We start from the raw sequence: 18,077 nt of genomic DNA, 5'->3' as shown, positions 1-18,077 counted from the left end.
TTTCATCCTCACTCGAAGGGCACATCTTTCCTTATGTAAGATCTGCCGTCGACTTGCGGTCGGTGGAAATGAGCGGTGGAAATGAGCGGTGGAAATGAGCGGTGGAAATGAGCGGTGGAAATGAGCGGTGGAAATGAGCCAGGATACTACCCACTAAACATTAGTTCAAGTGATTCAAGGTTAAACTCTGTAGCATTCCGCATCATTGGGCGAAGCGGCTCTGCGGAGGTTTTTGCCGATCGACTCCTGGTTCTCCGCGCGATATCAACAAAACAACATAAGTGATTGACGAATAAAGACGCACATTGTCATACGCATTGACGGCTAATGGTACGCCGATCGATCTCATTTCGTCTGTTGTCCAAAATCGATTCGACGGCACGTTGTCCCGACGCATTCATGAAGGCAAACCGAATACTGCCCTGGGTGCGTGGAAATACAGCCTCCCTGATGAAGAGATGTGGGAGGTCTTGGCTTATGTGCGCACGCTCGGGGTTGAGTCTCGTGGACAACCATAAAGGTGAATCCAATGTGCGCGCGTTGTCTCATATCATCGTGACAGGCGAATCAACAGCGCTCAGATTTAGCGAGGAGGTGTGGCAATGAAGTGCAATGTGGGAGGGATTGAGAGACCAATTCGAATTGGAGCAGGACTACTGGCGATCATGATCGGCCTCTTTGCGGGGGTTTCAACCGCCGTTGCAGGAGCCTCCCTTGCGGTGGGGGTTATACTACTGCTCACCGGGGTGGTGGGATATTGCCCTCTGTCCTCGCTGTTGGGGATCAATACCTGCTCTCCAGCGCCCGGTGTGAAGAAATGAGGTCCAGTCTAAGAGCCGACAGCTGGATGCAGCCGGATGCGATTGAGGAACGACGGAGTAGAACGGAATGGCTGATGCCGACATCGCAATCGACGTCCTTGTGGCAGGGAGCCCTCATGCCTATTTTCTCACCTTTACATTCGGCCATGGTGCCGAGCGCTCGGCATGGGTCAAGGCAATAGGGGATATTCTCCCGACGGCGAAGGCGCTCGCAATTCGTGAGACGAGGGCATGACTCTTCCGCACGTTTGGTATCGGTTCCGGCCTCTGGGATCGGCTCTCGTCGGGGAACCGCCCATGCAGCGGGGCGTAACTTCGGCGCCTATACGAAGTCTCTCGACATTTTCGACCTGATGTTGGCTCGCATGATGGGGACGGCAGACGATGGGAAACACGATCGATTAATGGAATTCAGCCGGGCCGTCACAGGCGCGACATTCTTCGCGCCATCACTGGAAACGATAGCGTCACTCAAACCATGACATTCCACACAGGAAGGGAGTACTAGACGATGGCGACTTTCATCATTTCCGGCAGCCGAGGAACAGACGATCCCACGATGGCAACCTTGCCGTTCATGGCAGCCAAGACGGCCAAGGAACAAGGACATGACGTGGTGCTGTGGCTGTGGAATGAAGCTGTGACGTTGGGGAGGAAAGGCGTGGCTGATCACATAACTGGTGTGAACCTGACTCCGTTGAAAGAACTACTCGCCGCGATCCAGGCGTCTGGTGTGCCGATCTGGGTGTGTGGCGCCTGTGCCGTGGCCAGACAAATTGGCGTAGCAGATCTGGTGGCCGGCGCTTCCATCAAAGGCATGCCGGATTACGTCAAAGCCGTCGCCGAGCGTGATCGGAACGTGATGTTCTGATTTGTGGAATGAATGGAGGAACAGGGTGATGAAGATGAGCCGGTTCCTGTTATTGGTTGTCGTGGTTGTCTTTGCGATCCCCGCCGCTGCAGCAGAGCGGCACATGATGCAGCCGAGAGTGCCCGCCGATAAGCTGGCCGAAGCTAGGGCTCTCAGGAGCCCCTTGTCGAATACTCCCGAGGTCATTGAGCAAGGTAAGGTGATTTACAACGGCAAGGGCACCTGCTTCACCTGTCATGGAGCAAACGGAGACGGCAAAGGGCCTGCCGGCACCAAACTGAATCCCGCTCCTCGGAATTTTCAGCACCACGGGTTTTGGCGGCATCGCACGGAAGGAGAAGTCTTCTGGGTCATCAAACATGGCTCGCCCGGCACCGGGATGATCGGGTTTGGTCAGGTCTTGTCCGATGAAGAGATCTGGGCCCTCATTCAGTATGAGCGGACCTTTTCCCGGAGACATGGACCAGGCATGAGGGGTCATAGAGGAGGCATGGGACCGGGTGAAGGTATGGATGGGATGCAAGGCAGGGGACATCAAGGGCGAAGAGACGGTATAGATGAGTGAAAGTCTTTGGCCGTTTCTTAACGAAGCATGCATCACCTGACCGAGGGTCGATTACGAGGTCATTGGAAGCACTGACTAAGCGCTCAGAAGCCATCGGCCCATCACACTCTTTTGTCGCGTTTTTCCCCACCTGACCATTTCGTTCTGGGTATTCCTGCATCACATCGGTCTCCCACCGCTTGGGTTAGCTCTCCCCAGCCGCAGTTTCACTCAATACCCATCGCACATGTCTTGCATTGTGGTGACGGTATCAGAATCGTACTCAATTTTTCTGAATCCAATGTTGAGGAGGACGGCTCTCAATCATTAGAGGAGAGAGAGGCTTTCGTACAAACAACGAATTCAGCTCTATCAGCCATCAATCAGGAGGAGGCGCAATGACTACGCTAACCGGGCCAGGGGTTCCTATGGGAGGGTTCAAGACCGTCGGGCAGTTGCGTGCAACGAACGACCTAGTGTTTCGTCGTGATCAAAATGCGATGGGAGTTGCCGTTGAACTCCTGGCCACTCATACGCCCGGTGCACCGATCGTTGACGAACAAGGTGTTTTCGTCGGCTTCATCAGTGAGTTCGATATTCTTCGGGCGCTGGAAGCCAAAAAGGATCTCAACCGGTTAACAGCCGAAGAGGTGATGGTGAAGGAGCACATCGCCGTGACCGAGGAGACGAGTGTCGATGATGCGGTGAAAATCATGGAGGACAAACGACTCTTGAGCTTGCCGGTGAAGAAGAATGGGAAGGTGGCGTACTCAATCACTCGCCACGATCTCTTAAGGGCCTGGATCGGACTTGGAGTATCCATCGAAGACGATGCGGGCTGAGGGCGAGGGTCGCGGGTGCGCATGACTGGGCCGGCACCGCTTCACATGGAGCACGACATTACACATCTTGGCGAAACCCTTGGAGGTAGGGTTTAAGCAGGGTGGGAGCTAGTGACGTCTGAGATGAAAGAACTGCGAGGGCAGGGGATAATCTTCAAGAGAAGAACTTCCACCGTCCCACAAGCGAGAGGAGAGGGATTCGCCATTTTTTATCATCTTGTTGTGTCGGTCTCCCAGCTGGATGAGGTTCGGTCGAAGGGAGGGTGTCATGTCAACAAGGAAATGGCTTGTTGGAGCCTTGAGCGTCACGGTCTGTGTGCTTGGCAGTTGGGAAGCGGGTAACGCCGGGAAGGAATCGCCCGAGAGCGTTCCATTGGCGACCGTGACGGATTATATCTATTCAGTCCTGTCAGCCGACAGGACATTTTATACAGTCCACGTCGTGGAGCGAATGCGGGGGACGGGCGCGATCAAATCGTCGGAGAAATGGCGTTTGGAAAACGCGCTTCCTCTGCCGGCTCAATTCATTCAGGAATCCTCGAGCTTGGCCGAGCTGACGGGAAGCAAGGTGCGTTATCGGTTGATCAGCCTCAATCCGATCAACAAGCAGAGCGGCCCGCGAACCGAGTTTGAACAGAAGGCACTCGAGGCGGTAATGGCTCATCCCGAGCAGCCGTACAAGGGCTTCGTCAAGGAGGGCGGCGGTCGATCCTTCCAAGCCGTTTACGCAGACCAAGCCGTTTCGCCAAGTTGTGTGACCTGTCATAACGCCGACCCCCGTAGCACGAGGCGTGACTATAAGCTCAACGACGTGCTGGGCGGTGTGCTGATTTCAATCCCGGTATCTGAGTGAGTGGAGGGTGTTGGGTGCCTAGGAACAGGCCCTAACACCACGGATACAGGATCTCCGATTGTCTAACGTGAGAGGTGATGGTTATGACGAAGCGGATTGTTGGGCTAAGGGGAGCGACGGTGATTATCGCGATGGTCGCATTCCTGGGCCTTGCGGACGAAGGCCAGGGAATGATGATGCACGGTGGTCATGATCAGGAGGCCCAAGATGACCATAGCGGGCACTATCTGAAACATCTGCTGAAACATGCCAAGGAGATCGGGCTGACGCCGGAACAAATCGGCAAGCTCAAGGCCTTGCAGCTTGATTTCAGACGAACCGAAGCTCGGCTGGAAGCCGATGTCAAGGTGGCAAAACTTGAACTCCATGCGCTGGCGGAAGATGAGCAGGCCGACCTCAATGCGATTCAGGCGAAAGTCGAGCAACTAAAAAAAGCGGAAGGGGCCTGTTTATTCGAGGCGATCAAAAGTAAGCGCAGCGCCATGGCCCTATTGACTCCTGATCAACGAGAAAAGGACCGTGCCCATCACGAGCAAATGAAGAGCGATACGCGGCAGGGAGGTGGAATGGGAGGGATGATGGGCGGCATGGGTCGTGGGGGCATGGGAGGTGGAATGATGGGAGGCAGCGGGCAGGGTGGTAGCGGTCATGGGAGTGGGGGATCCGGTGGAGGGGATCAACATCCACAGTGACAAGCGACCGTCGATGTCCGTTCTCGACGGAGCCTGCATCACCGGTGAGTCGATGCTATGGAAAAAATGGATTTGAGGGGTGGGACGGATAGGTGGATCGGCTGCCTGATCAAGAGTTTCGAGGATACATTCAAAGTTTGGCTCCCTTTAATCCCATCATGCACACAAGCACGGGGGGACGTCTTGACGAATTTCGGCTGATCGCCAGTGACTCAGGCTGCCGCGAATTGCCGGACCTTGACGTCTCGACAGGAGAGTCCCGCTCCTGATACCCTTTCTTCCCATGGCTCGCAGAACCTCACCATCCGGCTCTTCCCGCGCTTCGAGTGAGCAACAGCCGGTTCTTGAGCGAAAGCTGTCTGCCGATCACGCAGCGTCGTTGGAAATCTACGACACGACGCTGCGTGATGGTGCCCAGGCGGAGGATGTCAGTTTTTCAGCGGAAGACAAAGTGCTCATTGCCCAAAAGTTGGATAGCCTTGGGGTTCATTTTATTGAAGGCGGCTGGCCCGGAGCGAATCCGAAAGACATTGAGTTCTTCCGGATTATTAAGACGATCCCACTGAAACATGCCGAGGTCATCGCGTTCGGCTCTACCAGAAAAGCCAGCCATGCAGCCCGCAAGGACCCCAATCTTCAGGCATTGCTCGGGGCCGAAACGAAGACGATCACTCTGTTCGGGAAAACCTGGTCCTTTCATGTGACGGATGCCCTCGGGATCTCGCTGGCTAAGAATCTGGAGTTGATCGCGGACTCCATCGCATACCTTCACGGGAAGGGACGCCGGGTGTTCTACGATGCGGAACATTTCTTCGACGGATACAAGACGAATCCCGAGTACGCGCTCACCACCATCAGAAAAGCGGTAGAGGCCGGAGCTGAGCGAGTGATCCTGTGTGACACTAACGGTGGAACGATGCCGTGGGAGATCGGAGAGATTTGCCGAGTGGTTCGACGAGAATGCCCGATTCCGCTCGGAATTCACGCTCATAATGACTGCGAAATGGCGGTGGCCAATTCACTGATGGCGATCGAGACCGGCATCGTGCAGGTGCAGGGTACGATCAACGGGATCGGCGAGCGATGTGGGAACGCGAATCTTTGTTCGATCATTCCCAATTTGGAGTTGAAGATGAAGCGGCCTGCCTTGGCCGATCGCTTGAGCCATCTGAAAACTGTTTCGAGTTTCGTCACCGAGGTGGCAAATCTGATGCCGAACAAGCATCAGCCCTATGTCGGCGATGCTGCGTTTGCTCACAAAGGCGGAGTCCATATTCATGCGGTGTTGAAGAATTCTGCTACCTATGAGCATGTCGATCCGACCAAAGTCGGTAATCGACAGCGGATGCTGATCTCGGATTATGGGGGACGGAGCGGCCTGCTCGATAAGATCGAAGCTTACGGAATCAAGCTTCCAAAGAACCATTCCAAGGTCGACGAGCTGATACATACGCTGAAAGACCGTGAAAACCAGGGCTATCAATTCGAAGGTGCAGAAGGATCGTTCGAACTGTTGATGCGGAAGGCGATGGGGAGCCACAAGCCTTCGTTTGAATTGCTTGGATTCCGAGTCATCATTGAAAAAAAACAGGAGAATGGAGCTCCTCTTTCTGAGGCGACGGTAATGGTCAAGGTGGGAGAGGCCATCGAACATACGGCGGCTGTCGGGGCCGGACCGGTCAATGCACTTGACCATGCGCTGCGTAAGTCATTGGAAAAATTCTACCCTCAGCTTCGAGAAGTAAAGCTGCTTGACTATAAGGTGCGCGTGCTGGCCGCCAATCGAGGGACCGAATCAAAAGTGCGTGTGCTGATCGAATCAGGAGACCACAAGGACAAGTGGGGGACCGTGGGGGTCTCAGAAAACATCATCGAAGCGACCTGGCAGGCACTCGTAGACAGTATTGAATACAAGCTTCTCGCCAAGGGCTAGAGCATTTTCGCAAACATTCACCAAATTAATTCTTGACAGGTCTCATAACCTCACGTAACTTAAGCAAAACTCATCGCATTGCGAGAGGAGCCCGTCAGGCTGAAACGCGGCGGGTTGCAGTGGTCACGTAGGGGGGTGGCATGAGAAAGGCGGATATCGGTGACGAAATTTTCAAGCAAGTCGGCATCTCAAAAAATGAAGCAGCTGACATCGTTGAGTTTGTGCTGAATTTGCTGAAGTCCGTCTTGCAGAAGGGCGAATCGGTCAAAATCGCTGGGTTTGGAAATTTTGTTGTCCGTAGCAAGGGAGCCCGTAAAGGACGAAATCCTCGAACTGGAGAAGAAATCGGTATTACCCCCCGTCGAGTGGTGACGTTTCGTCCGAGCCAGGTATTCAAGAAATACGTCAATTCATAGCAGGATGCTGGACATAACCGCCCGCTTCGTTCTCGTATCGCTCAAAGCCGCACCGTACAGCCTGAGCAAACGCCTGTTCACACAGGCGATGGGTGGGCGGGTGATGACAGTCCACAGCGCGGCTGCTCGCTCGCTGCGGCCTTGCGGGTGGCATTTTTGATCTTCCTGCGTAAACAAAATAGACAGGTCAACAACCAGCTCGGCTCAGTCGACAAACGGCAAGGAACAGTGTGAGGCCGGTCATGGGAACTGAACCCAGGCTGGGGAGCAAGGTTTTCTATAAAATCGGCGAAGTGAGTCGATTGACAAAGCTTCCCGCGTATGTCCTTCGTTTCTGGGAATCTCAATTCACTTTTTTGAACCCCAAAAAGAGTCGAGGGAACCAACGCCTCTATATTCAACGGGATGTCGAAACTGTGCTGGAAATCAAGCGCATGCTCTATGAGGAGGGGCATACCCTTGAGGGCGTCAAGCGATATTGGGTCCGTCGTGGCCAGGCTGCTTCACGTCGGCTGCGCCCGCAGGAGGTCGCCAAAAAGTTGAGGGGCGATCTCCAAGTGATTCTCAAGATTATTGACGCCCATTCATTGTGAGTAAAGGGCAGTTCACCGAAGACGGTCGCACGCTCATCTGCCAGGATGGGTACCTACGGAGTTAAGAACGTGTCGGGGCGTAGCGCAGCCCGGTAGCGCACTCGCTTGGGGTGCGAGTGGTCGTGGGTTCAAATCCCGCCGCCCCGACCAATTTCCACAGTGATGAGGACTGAGCGGCTGTATCCACCGGCTCGGTCTTGATCCAAAGACCTGCCACGCGCAGCTCTTTCTGCTGAAGGCTGATCATGCGTATCCTCGTGACTAACGACGACGGTATCCACTCGCCGGGGATCACGACATTGGCGAAGGCGCTTGCTGCGATCGGTGAAGTCTGGATTGTCGCCCCGGATCGGGAGCGCACGGCAGTGGCTCACGCCGTGACATTACACAAGCCGTTGCGGGTCCATGAACTGAGTCCACGCACATATGCCGTGAATGGAACCCCTGTGGATTGTGTGAATCTTGCGCTGCTCAAGGTCATGCCACAACCGCCCGCGATCGTCGTGTCCGGCATCAACAAAGGGGTCAACCTCGGCGATGATGTGATGTACTCGGGCACCGTGTCGGCGGCGATGGAAGGGACTATCCTTGGAATACCGTCCGTGGCGGTATCCCAAGAAGGAGTGGAGACATTTCGCTTCGGCGTTGGCACGACCTATGCGGTACGTGTGGTCCGCCTTGTCCTTGGTCAGGGTCTGCCGGAGGAGACGCTCGTGAACGTGAATATCCCAAATCGCCCGCAACGCGGAATTAGCGGCGTGCGGGTTACCTGTCTCAGCCGAAGGCGGTTTCATAATCCGATCATCGAGAAGCTCGATCCGCGCGGACGTAAATATTATTGGATTGCCGGCGAGCGGATATCCTGGAGTCGCAGCAAAGATGCTGATCACGAGGCGATCGAAGAAGGCTTTGTCTCCATCACGCCGATCCGGCTGGATACGACGCACCATGGCGTGCTGGATCAATTCCGCGAGTGGGTGCCGATCATTGCCAGGGGTGTCAAGAAGTCTTCAACCGATCGAGCAGCGATCGGCCGCACCGGGCGGTTAGGGACGTGATGGGAGGACTGATCGAAACCATCATCAGCGAGCTGAGTCGATTCATCATTGCCTGCATTTCCAGGTTCGGCTATGGCGGGATCCTCTTCACGATGGCCGTCGAAAGCGCCTGCATTCCGCTTCCCAGTGAAATTATCATGCCGTTTTCAGGCTATCTGGTCGTGACCGGACAGTTTACGATGCTCGGGGTCACGTTGGCCGGCGCGGTCGGCAATGTGCTCGGTTCGATTGTAGCCTACTATGCTGGTGTCTGGGGGGGGCGACCATTTGCGGAGCGCTATGGAGCGTATTTCCTGCTCTCGCAACACGATTTAGATATTGCCGATCGCTGGTTCGCCAAATATGGAGAGGCGGCTGTCTTTTTCGGCAGAATGCTTCCGGTGGTGCGGACGTTCATATCGCTTCCGGCCGGCATTGCGAGGATGAACTTCCCACGGTTTGTTGTCTTCACATTTGTAGGGGCGCTGCCCTGGTGCTATCTGTTGGCCTATATCGGCCTTCGTATGGGTGAACAGTGGGAACATCTTCGGGATTACTTTCATCAATTTGACATCGTCATCGGACTTGTCCTGGCTGCAGCCATTGGGTACTTTCTCTGGTCTCACTGGCCAAGGCGACGAACGAGTCCGGAAGCGTAAACACATGCTTAAGCTGTTCAATACGCTGACTGGCCGGCAAGAAGTGTTCGAGCCGATTGAACCGCAGAAAGTACGTATGTACGTGTGCGGTGTGACGGTCTATGACTATTGCCACATCGGTCATGCCCGTAGCGCGTTGGTATTCGATGTGCTCCGGCGGTACCTGGAATACAGTGGCTACGCTGTGACCTTCGTGAAGAACTTCACGGATGTGGACGACAAGATCATTAAGCGGGCGAATGAACAGGGCGTCTCTTGTGGTGCTGTGACGGCCAAGTTCATTCAGGCCTACCATGACGATATGGGTAGGCTGGGAATCCGAGCTGCGACGGAAGAGCCAAAAGCCACGGAGCACATTGCCGATATTATTCAGCTGACAGAACGATTGATCGGGAAAGGGCTGGCGTACGTAGTGAATGGGGACGTGTATTTTGAAGTCTCGAAATATCCGGAATACGGAAGGCTATCAAAACGACGACTCGATGACTTGCAAGCCGGCGCTCGTGTGGACGTGGATGAACGAAAGCGTCATCCCATGGACTTTGCCCTGTGGAAGAGCAGTAAGCCGGGCGAGCCGGCATGGGAAAGCTCCTGGGGACTAGGGCGTCCGGGCTGGCATATCGAGTGTTCCGCCATGTCGATCCGACACCTCGGTGAAACATTCGATATTCACGGCGGTGGAATGGATTTGATTTTTCCCCACCACGAGAACGAGATCGCGCAATCGTGCGGAGCGACGGGAAAAGAATTTGCGCGCTATTGGGTTCACAATGGGTTCGTTCAGATCAACAAAGAGAAGATGTCCAAGTCTCTGGGGAACTTTTTCACGATCCGAGAGATCTTTGAGAAGTCGGACTGGCCGGAAGCCATCACAGGTGAAATTCTTCGATACTTTCTCCTTTCGACGCACTACCATGGGCCGCTGGATTTTTCGGACCAGGCATTGACAGAAGCCAAGAATGCGTTGAACGGCTTCTATGATCTGTTCAACCGGTTGAATGAGCCGGGCGAATCGGTAGGAGGCGATGGCGCTTCTCTCACGGCTGCGATCGAGCAGGCCAGGGCATCATTCGTCCGGGCGATGGATGACGATCTCAACACCCCGGCCGCGATGGCGGCGTTGCAGGGACTGCGCAGCGATGCGAATAAGATACTCGAGAAAGGCTTGCTAACCGAAGGACGCAAGCAAGCCAGACAGGAGTTTCGATCGATCGGCAATGTGCTGGGGTTGCTTCAGTTGGACCGTTGGCAGTTCAATCCCAGACAGGCAATAAGCTATCCTGCGCGAGAACCATCAGCCAAAACGACCCTCAGTTTTACAGCCACGATGCTCTCCGAGCCTGAGATTAAGCAGAAACTTGACGATCGTATCGAAGCTAAGAGGCGAAAAGACTTCAAACGAGCCGACGAAATCAGAACAGAGCTTCACTCGCAAGGCATCATCATCGAGGACAAGCCAGATGGCACGACCCGGTGGAAGCGCTAAGGCGCAAGAAATTCTCTACGGCCTCCATGCCGTACGGGAAGCGCTGAAAGCCGGAAACAGACCATTGCAGCGTATATTGGTCCTTCGGACCGCTAAACAGTTCACCGACCTAGTGCAACTGGCTCGATCACGCCATGTTCCGATTCATGTTCAGCCCCTGACCTCCCTCGACCGTCTGGTTCCCAACGGCAAGCATCAAGGGGTGGTGGCCTTTACCTCAGCAAAGGCCTATCAGACGGAGGAGTCGATCCTCGCTCGAGCTGCCGAAAGGCATGAAGCGCCACTCTTGGTAGTCTTGGATGGAGTCGAAGACCCACACAATCTCGGCGCCGTGCTGCGCACGGCGGAGGGGGCTGGTGCCCACGGCGTATTTGTCCCTGAACGACGGGCCGCCGGACTTACATCCGTGGTTGCCAAGGCTTCGGCCGGCGCGATCGACCATATTCCCGTTGCACGCGTGACCAACATGAGCAGATCGATCGAGTCGTTGAAAGCAGCTGGAGTATGGCTCTACGGAGTGACACCGTCAGCGAATAAGATATATACGGACATCGACCTACGAGAAGCGGTCGGGCTGGTCCTTGGAGGGGAGGGAACGGGCATCAGGCCTGGCGTCCTGCAACATTGCGATGACCGTGTCCGCATTCCTCTGAGGGGCCATGTCCAATCGCTGAATGTGTCGGCCGCTGCCGCAATAGTCCTGTTTGAGGCGGTTCGTCAGCGTCGTCCGACCTAGGATGATGTTACCTGACCCTCAGCGCACCGCCCTGGATGGCGGTTTTCAGCAGTTGAGCCGTATTCGACACGCGCATTTTCTTCATCATATTGGCGCGGTGGGCTTCGACGGTCTTGACGCTGATCTTCAACCGGTGACCAATTTCCTTGTTCTTAAATCCAGCCCAGATCAGCTCCAAAATTTCCTGCTCGCGTGACGTAAGCGACTCAGGCCGTTTTGTGCGGGGAGGAGGTTCAAGATCGGCTAACGATTTCCGAGGTCGCGGCTTCCCAATTGCTTTGGCCATGATGCTGAGTTCTCCTTTGACAGGTGTACGTTTCAGGTATACTCGGTGTGAGATCGTATAACCCACTAGGTCATTATGGAAGGAATGGGCGAGAAAGTAAATGCGGGACTTCGGCCCTAGTAGGGTTGCTGGGTAGGGTAATGACTCTGAGCAATTATGCATGAGAGCAAGGTTCTATTGTGGCTGCCGATGGCCGGTCTTTTCGGCGCACTCATCGGTAGCTTTCTCAATGTCTGTATCTACCGCCTGCCACGGCGGGAGTCGATCGTATGGCCAGGCTCCCATTGCCCGAGATGCTCTCATTCCATTGCTTGGTACGATAACATTCCCATTCTGAGTTACTTCATATTGGCTGGACGTTGTAGGCATTGTACCCAGCGCATTCCCTTCCGCTATCCCTTGGTGGAGATCCTGAATGCCTCTGGTTATGTAGGGCTCATTTGGTTTTTCGGCCCAAGCTGGGTTGCTGTGGCGTACGGCCTGCTCTATTCAGCTCTCCTCGTGGTAGCTGGGACCGATCTTTCGCATAAGATCATCCCCAATGTCGTGACGTTTCCAGGGATCATTGTAGGCCTCGTCTGCGCCACCATTGTCTTACCTCTCGGGTTCCTGGGGGGCATGCTGGGGGTTCTCGTCGGCGGAGGAATTCTGTGGCTTCTGGCCTGGGCCAGTCCCTATCTTTTTGGTAAGGAGGGGATGGGTGGGGGGGACATCAAACTGCTGGCGATGATCGGGGCGTTTCTGGGATGGAAACCCGCGCTGATGACCATCATGGTAGGGTCGTTCCTGGGATCACTCGTGGGGCTTACCCTTCTTGCCACACAGGTGATCAAACGCGAGGATTACATTCCCTTCGGTCCGTTTCTGGTTTGCGGTGCGCTGGTGGCATTATTCTTTGGCCAATCGATCCTTGATTGGTATCAGGGGATCTTGGCCGGATAACGGCTCCCCTGGCCGATTCCCACCCTTTCGTACTGTATCTCTTCAGTCAACAACTGTATCTCTTGCGGTACTACTGCCATCTGCGTTTCTCGCTTCCCTGATAGACGGCATCCCTTCGAGGTCATCCCAGGTCCATCTCATTGTGACCCTATCGATTCAATGGCTTAGGGATCTTCATCCAACAGTTGTTCGGTAAGCACATAACTTCTAAATGATTTAACGATGACTGGCACGAGTCTTGACATAGCGTCGGATTACCTAATCGGCACGGGATGATGAGAAGGATATGAAGCAAGAAGGTAAGACATTGACGGAGCTCATGGTGGTCGTCGCGATCATAGGGATGGTCGCCCCAATGGCGGTTCCCAACTATTCGATCCTCAACACCCGCAATCAGCTTCGTTGTACGACCGAGGAACTTGCTTCGGAACTGCGTGGTGCTCGGCAGCTGGCGATGACCTATCGGGATCGCGTTCGAATCGTCGTCGACCTGGATCAACAAGTCCTTACTACTGAGTTCATCAACAACGCCACCACGCATCACGCCTATCACTATGGGGGAAAAGGGATTGTTATCGAAGAGCCAAGCGCCGGGCCGGAGATCCTCTTCCATCCAAGCGGACGCTCGGCCAGTGCCACGACGATTCAACTTCACAGCTTGGAAGGGCAGACCCAGCAGCTCACCGTGAGTATCACGGGTCGGGTATCGATCCTATGAGTCGAACGATGAAGAATGCGATCAAGAATGATGGTTTCAGTTTGATCGAAGTGATGGTGGCAATGGTGATTTCAGGAGTGGCGCTGGTGGGTACTCTCGCTGCAGTGGAAATTTCCGCTAGGCACGTCCAGCAGGGAGCCTTAACCAGTAAGGCGATCGAGTTGGCCCAGGCAAGGTTGGAAGCGAAGCGGTCCGCTCATTGGCAGTCCCTTCTGGAAGATGATCTCGATCACGATGGCACCCCGGAAACGTTCATGGCGGATGACGGCCAAGGGGCCGACATAACTGCGGGTGATGGGATCTACACAGCCCGGTATGAACGTGACGGAGTGACAGTCGTGTGGATGATCGAAACAGAACGCCCAGGACCGCTGGGCTCGGCCGCTCAGGTGATGATTCGGGCAGTCGCGTCCTATGTCGGGCTCAACGGGCACAAGCGGGAAGTACAGGTGGCAACCATTCGAGCCAATCCCAACTTTGTGGGACAACGATGAACCAAAGAGAAATGGCCAAATCTCACGAGCAGCACCGGAGATCGATCAACGTGATGTTCGAGGAGCGCGCTGTTTGTCTGACCGAAGTGATGATTAGTTTGACGGCAGGAGCGATCGTATTGGCCGCCGCGTTGAATGCGCTGAATGTCGCGCAGTCCCATGTGGGCAAACAGCACCATGATCTGAGACATCAGCAAGACCTTCGCCTGGGGTTAGAGGTATTCGAACAAGAAGTTCGATTAGCGGTGGCTGATTCTATCGTCTCGGCGACTCCGGACGAAGTTCGGTTTCATGCCAATGTCAGCGCCCATCGAACGGTCACCACCGGTGCGGTTGCGCCGGGCCAATCAGTCATTGCAGTGCAGGACGGTAGTGGATGGAGTGAGGCGAAGACCGTAATCATTTGTGGGCACCAAGCCTGTGAAGCGCATCAACTCTCCCGTTCAGGGCAACGGTATCAGCTGACTCTAACTGAACCGGTAGCCTTGTCGTTTCCCGCTGGTGCCTCGGTAGAAGTGAGCAATCGGGTGGGCTATTACACCAAGCGAGAGGATGACGGAACGATGAAGCTGATGCGGATGGTCGATGGAGGAGCGAATACTCTCATCGAGGGCTTAGCAGATCTTCATTTTTCGTATTGGGACGAGCATGGTCATGCGACGCAGCAGCCCTCGCTCGTGAGGCGAGTCGTGCTTGAAATCGAGTCGAATCAATCCCTGCATCGTATGGTGCGGGAGGTATGCCTTCGATCATAGGAGTGAAGACATGTTGTATTCAAGGATCAATGATCGTCAACAGGGAATTGCACTTCTGGGAGCCATGGTCGTCGCGCTCATACTATCGCTGCTGGGTGCGACACTTCTCAATCTGGCAGGACAAGAAACCGTCAGTGCTGGGCTAGCTGGCCATTCGGTGGTTGCCCAGCAACTGGCCGATGCGGCGGGCGAATTGGTGGTGGCTTGGTTTCACAGCCCCGAGACAACTGCGGGCGTATCTCAACTTTCGTCTCTTCGTGAAAAAAGACATCGCGATGAAGGCGGAGCGCCAACCTTTTTCGATGCGTCCGGTCGCTCGCAATTCGTCGGTACGGCGGAGCAGCCGGATGTACGACTCCAAACTGGCAATCCCTCAGACAATCAACTGTTGAACGATTCAGAGACCGGCATGTTTCGCTCATTGACACATCTAGGGCAGGTGGAAGAACTCAAAGTCTACGCGCCGTCCAAACCTGGTCTCCTGTGCACCATCGACGCTACGGTTGCAACCAATACCAATCCTCCAGTCAGGCAATCGATACTCATGCAATTGGGCGCGCTGGAGTTGCCGCCGTTACGAGCCGCTGTGCAAGTGGGGCAGCATCTTGGTCGGTTCCAGCCAGGAAGCGAATCACCGGTCTCTGCGCATTGGGGTGAGTTAAAGGTAGGAGGCGATCTGGTTCTCACACGGGCTGATGAGATCCCGCTGAAGAGTACGCTTGCTCCGGTAACAGGGCAGGCCTATGACGAAATGGCGCAACCAGCAGATCGGTGGATGGAAGGATGGGTGGGGGGAACGGTTCAAGTTACGCAGGCACCTGTGGGACAGACTCCTAGTTTCTCTAATAACCTTCACACGGCCCAGAATCCGATTCCGGGAGTTCGCCTCGATCAATGGCCTTATGAAGACATAAAGCGGGTGGCAAAAAGATTCGGCCGGTACTTCGCGATTGATCGAGCAGGTCTGCTCTATCCACAAGGTTTTGTAGAACCAGGACACGGAATTTCGGCGGACGAGGTATTTCGGTCACAAGGAAGTGGCGATCAGCTTGGGCTGATATTCATCGACACGCTCGATCAGACGGCTCCCCGTCCGGACAATCTCGGGGTTGTCAAATTACAGGTGCCGTACTTTGAGGGCATGGCGATCGTGCAAGGCCACGTTGTGCTTGCGCCTCCCAGTGGAGCAGGACAGTCGATCTGGGTATTGAGTCCTCCACCAACAGACCAAGGTAAGGATGTCGCTCGGATGCCCGTTCAACTTGCGCACATGCATTTCAATGGAGTACTCCACGCAAGTGGGGATATTACGGTAGCCGGACGAGTCAGGTTATATGGAGCGGTGGCAGCGGATGGGACAATTACCTCAGCCAGTTCAGGAGGCAGATTGGAGGTGTGGTATGACCACGATCTCGGTCAAGGGTTATATCGTGGGTTGCCCGTGGTCTATGGTGCTCCTGGTACCTGGATGGCACGATATTGAACCATAGTCGAAGATCGAACGTGTGAAGAAGAACGCCACATAAAAACGACTTCCTATTGTCGATGAGAAAGGATGAGATAGAATGATCACGCAAGGCGTTGAAAGACATCAGAAACGGCAGATCCTCGCGGTACCCAGTCTGAAGAAGTCGTCGATGGCCAAACAATCTCGTAAGATGACGATGGGACGCAGTCTTCTAGACTGCATCGCCTATCGGGGGCTTATCAAACAGACCGACCTCGATGCAGCAATAGAAGAATCTCTGTCGCGGGAAATTGATCTAGAAACCCTCTTGCTCGATAAGTATCGTGTGCCGAAGTCCGCACTCGGGTCCGCGCTCGGCGAGTTTTACCAATGCCCCTACGTCTCCTATGATGAGCGAACCGTCATCGACCCGGAGCTTTTGAAGAATCTCAGTTTCGATTATCTCAGAAGGAGTGCCTGGATTCCGTTGAAACGACAGGGGACTATCCTCGACATTGTCATCAATGACCCGCACGATCTGGAGAAGGGCCTCGATATACGACGCGCGTTCCCTGGGACGACGATACGATTTTCCGTCGGGCTTCGGCGGGATATCGAACAATATCTCCTTGTCGCAACAGGGCAGGCCAACGGGGGATCGATAACCGAGATTCTTGGAGAACTCGTCGATGAAGCGGGCCTCGAACGGAACGGGGACGCCGAGCCCGGAGAGATCGATGAAAACGATTCGGCCATCGTGCGTCTCGCGAACCAGGTGATTGCCGAGGCGTATCGATTAGGCGCCTCGGATGTCCATATTGAGCCCTATTCTGATCGCAAGGAGACGGCAGTACGGTTCCGGGTCGATGGGACCTGTTTTACCTACATGCATATTCCTGCAGTCTATCGGCGCGCCATTGTTTCGCGGTTGAAGATCATGGCCAACCTCGATATAGCCGAACGACGGAAGCCTCAGGACGGCAAAATCCGCTACAAATTGGCGAAGGATCGTGAAATCGAATTGCGGGTAGCTACATTGCCTACAGCAGGGAACAACGAAGATGTGGTGCTGCGTCTCCTAACGGCAAAGGAAACCATGCCTTTAGAGGCCATGGACTTTTCCCAAGACGTTCTGCAGATGGTTAAAGAATTGTCCGAACGTCCGCATGGCATATTCCTGTGCGTGGGTCCGACTGGCTCAGGGAAAACCACCACCCTGCATGCCGTCATGAAGGACATCAATACCGACGAGCGAAAGATTTGGACTGCAGAGGACCCCATCGAGATCACGCAAGAAGGTTTGAGACAGGTTCAGGTCCATCCGAAAATCGGATTTACGTTTGCTGCAGCGATGCGTGCCTTCCTTCGTGCCGATCCGGACGTGATCATGATCGGGGAGATGCGTGACAAAGAAACGGCCGATGTCGCGATAGAAGCTTCGCTCACCGGTCATCTGGTGATGAGCACGCTTCATACGAACAGCGCGGTAGAAACCGTCACTCGATTGCTGGACATGGGTTGCGACTCGTTCAACTTTGCTGACGCGATGTTAGGGGTGCTGGCGATGCGCCTCTGCAAGCGCATTTGCTCTCAGTGCAAAGAAAGCTACCGCCCGACTCAGCAAGAGTATGACGAGCTCGTGCAAGGCTATGGAGCGCGTTATTGGGATAAGCTCGGAGTGACCTACACCGACGATTTAGCTCTCTATCGTGGAAGAGGTTGCGAGGCTTGCAATCACAGTGGGTTCAAGGGAAGGGTGGCGCTACATGAACTCCTAGTTGGATCGGAGGAGATTAAGAATCTGATCCAAGCTAGAGCGAGGACGGCCGAAATACTTAGCGTGGCGATGCGGGATGGTATGGTCACCTTGTTGCAGAATGGCATCCAGAAAGTCCTGAAAGGTCTGACGACGTATCGGCAGGTCCGGGCTGTGGCGATAAAGTGAGGCTCAG

General features: G+C 54.7%; 22 protein-coding genes and 1 tRNA gene. 22 read left to right on the top strand and 1 reads right to left on the bottom strand.

All coding sequences use genetic code 11. The features are described 5' to 3' along the window. The first annotated feature begins 602 nt into the window (after nt 1-602). The 16 genes from P0119_05170 to rlmB all read left to right on the top strand — a co-directional run bounded on the left by P0119_05170 (nt 603) and on the right by rlmB (nt 11,483). A complete protein-coding gene (locus P0119_05170) occupies nt 603-821 on the top strand; it encodes a DUF2892 domain-containing protein (GenBank protein MDF0665453.1) in 219 nt (72 codons plus the stop codon). Between the two features lie 67 nt (nt 822-888). After that, complete coding sequence (locus P0119_05165) at nt 889-1,056, top strand: hypothetical protein (GenBank protein ID MDF0665452.1); 168 nt, start codon at nt 889-891, stop codon at nt 1,054-1,056. Then, nucleotides 1,040-1,303 (top strand): Dyp-type peroxidase, encoded by a 264-nt coding sequence (locus P0119_05160; GenBank protein MDF0665451.1) that lies wholly within the window; start codon nt 1,040-1,042, stop codon nt 1,301-1,303. The genes P0119_05165 and P0119_05160 overlap by 17 nt, the downstream gene beginning before the upstream one ends. A 29-nt stretch (nt 1,304-1,332) precedes the next feature. Next, on the top strand, nt 1,333-1,692 hold the full coding sequence (locus P0119_05155; GenBank protein MDF0665450.1) for a DsrE family protein: 360 nt from the start codon (nt 1,333-1,335) through the stop codon (nt 1,690-1,692). A gap of 28 nt (nt 1,693-1,720) precedes the next feature. Continuing rightward, a complete protein-coding gene (locus P0119_05150) occupies nt 1,721-2,257 on the top strand; it encodes a cytochrome c (protein MDF0665449.1) in 537 nt (178 codons plus the stop codon). Nucleotides 2,258-2,634: 377 nt separating this feature from the next. Beyond that, nucleotides 2,635-3,078, top strand: a complete 444-nt coding sequence (locus P0119_05145; GenBank protein MDF0665448.1) for a CBS domain-containing protein — start codon at nt 2,635-2,637, stop codon at nt 3,076-3,078. Nucleotides 3,079-3,346: 268 nt separating this feature from the next. After that, nucleotides 3,347-3,931 (top strand): DUF3365 domain-containing protein, encoded by a 585-nt coding sequence (locus P0119_05140; GenBank protein ID MDF0665447.1) that lies wholly within the window; start codon nt 3,347-3,349, stop codon nt 3,929-3,931. 83 nt (nt 3,932-4,014) lie between these two features. Further along, complete coding sequence (locus tag P0119_05135; protein ID MDF0665446.1) at nt 4,015-4,623, top strand: hypothetical protein; 609 nt, start codon at nt 4,015-4,017, stop codon at nt 4,621-4,623. A gap of 283 nt (nt 4,624-4,906) precedes the next feature. Further along, on the top strand, nt 4,907-6,556 hold the full coding sequence (gene cimA, locus P0119_05130; protein ID MDF0665445.1) for a citramalate synthase: 1,650 nt from the start codon (nt 4,907-4,909) through the stop codon (nt 6,554-6,556). Between the two features lie 140 nt (nt 6,557-6,696). Further along, a complete protein-coding gene (locus P0119_05125; GenBank protein ID MDF0665444.1) occupies nt 6,697-6,972 on the top strand; it encodes an integration host factor subunit alpha in 276 nt (91 codons plus the stop codon). A gap of 242 nt (nt 6,973-7,214) precedes the next feature. After that, nucleotides 7,215-7,565 carry a MerR family transcriptional regulator gene (locus tag P0119_05120; GenBank protein ID MDF0665443.1) on the top strand — a complete coding sequence of 117 codons (351 nt, stop codon included), beginning with the start codon at nt 7,215-7,217 and terminating at the stop codon, nt 7,563-7,565. A 73-nt stretch (nt 7,566-7,638) separates the two neighbouring features. After that, nucleotides 7,639-7,715: transfer RNA gene (locus P0119_05115), tRNA-Pro, on the top strand. A gap of 95 nt (nt 7,716-7,810) precedes the next feature. After that, entirely contained in the window at nt 7,811-8,623 is an 813-nt protein-coding gene (surE, locus tag P0119_05110) for a 5'/3'-nucleotidase SurE (GenBank protein ID MDF0665442.1), read from the top strand. Then, entirely contained in the window at nt 8,623-9,261 is a 639-nt protein-coding gene (locus P0119_05105) for a DedA family protein (protein MDF0665441.1), read from the top strand. Before surE ends, P0119_05105 begins: the two co-directional genes overlap by 1 nt. 4 nt (nt 9,262-9,265) lie before the next feature. Beyond that, entirely contained in the window at nt 9,266-10,747 is a 1,482-nt protein-coding gene (cysS, locus tag P0119_05100) for a cysteine--tRNA ligase (protein ID MDF0665440.1), read from the top strand. After that, a complete protein-coding gene (gene rlmB / locus P0119_05095) occupies nt 10,722-11,483 on the top strand; it encodes a 23S rRNA (guanosine(2251)-2'-O)-methyltransferase RlmB (GenBank protein MDF0665439.1) in 762 nt (253 codons plus the stop codon). The genes cysS and rlmB overlap by 26 nt, the downstream gene beginning before the upstream one ends. A 7-nt stretch (nt 11,484-11,490) precedes the next feature. Here rlmB and P0119_05090 read toward each other — a convergent pair whose 3' ends face one another. Continuing rightward, a complete protein-coding gene (locus P0119_05090; GenBank protein ID MDF0665438.1) occupies nt 11,491-11,769 on the bottom strand; it encodes a LuxR C-terminal-related transcriptional regulator in 279 nt (92 codons plus the stop codon). Nucleotides 11,770-11,925: 156 nt separating this feature from the next. Here P0119_05090 and P0119_05085 point away from each other — a divergent pair, with 156 nt between their 5' ends. The 6 genes from P0119_05085 to P0119_05060 all read left to right on the top strand — a co-directional run bounded on the left by P0119_05085 (nt 11,926) and on the right by P0119_05060 (nt 18,070). Beyond that, complete coding sequence (locus P0119_05085; GenBank protein MDF0665437.1) at nt 11,926-12,711, top strand: prepilin peptidase; 786 nt, start codon at nt 11,926-11,928, stop codon at nt 12,709-12,711. A gap of 286 nt (nt 12,712-12,997) precedes the next feature. Next, nucleotides 12,998-13,429, top strand: coding sequence for a hypothetical protein (locus P0119_05080; protein ID MDF0665436.1), 432 nt, complete (start codon nt 12,998-13,000; stop codon nt 13,427-13,429). 8 nt (nt 13,430-13,437) lie between these two features. Next, the gene (locus P0119_05075) at nt 13,438-13,923 is read left to right on the top strand and encodes a prepilin-type N-terminal cleavage/methylation domain-containing protein (protein MDF0665435.1); all 486 of its coding nucleotides are present in this window, start codon (nt 13,438-13,440) and stop codon (nt 13,921-13,923) included. Next, nucleotides 13,920-14,678, top strand: coding sequence for a hypothetical protein (locus P0119_05070; protein ID MDF0665434.1), 759 nt, complete (start codon nt 13,920-13,922; stop codon nt 14,676-14,678). Before P0119_05075 ends, P0119_05070 begins: the two co-directional genes overlap by 4 nt. 10 nt (nt 14,679-14,688) lie before the next feature. Further along, complete coding sequence (locus P0119_05065; GenBank protein ID MDF0665433.1) at nt 14,689-16,161, top strand: hypothetical protein; 1,473 nt, start codon at nt 14,689-14,691, stop codon at nt 16,159-16,161. A gap of 82 nt (nt 16,162-16,243) precedes the next feature. Beyond that, nucleotides 16,244-18,070 carry a GspE/PulE family protein gene (locus tag P0119_05060; GenBank protein MDF0665432.1) on the top strand — a complete coding sequence of 609 codons (1,827 nt, stop codon included), beginning with the start codon at nt 16,244-16,246 and terminating at the stop codon, nt 18,068-18,070. Nucleotides 18,071-18,077: the final 7 nt, after the last annotated feature.

Source organism: Nitrospira sp. (assembly GCA_029194665.1).
Lineage (GTDB): Bacteria > Nitrospirota > Nitrospiria > Nitrospirales > Nitrospiraceae > Nitrospira_D.
Note: the sequence above shows the minus strand (reverse complement) of the source record. Positions and strands in the feature narration are given on the sequence as shown.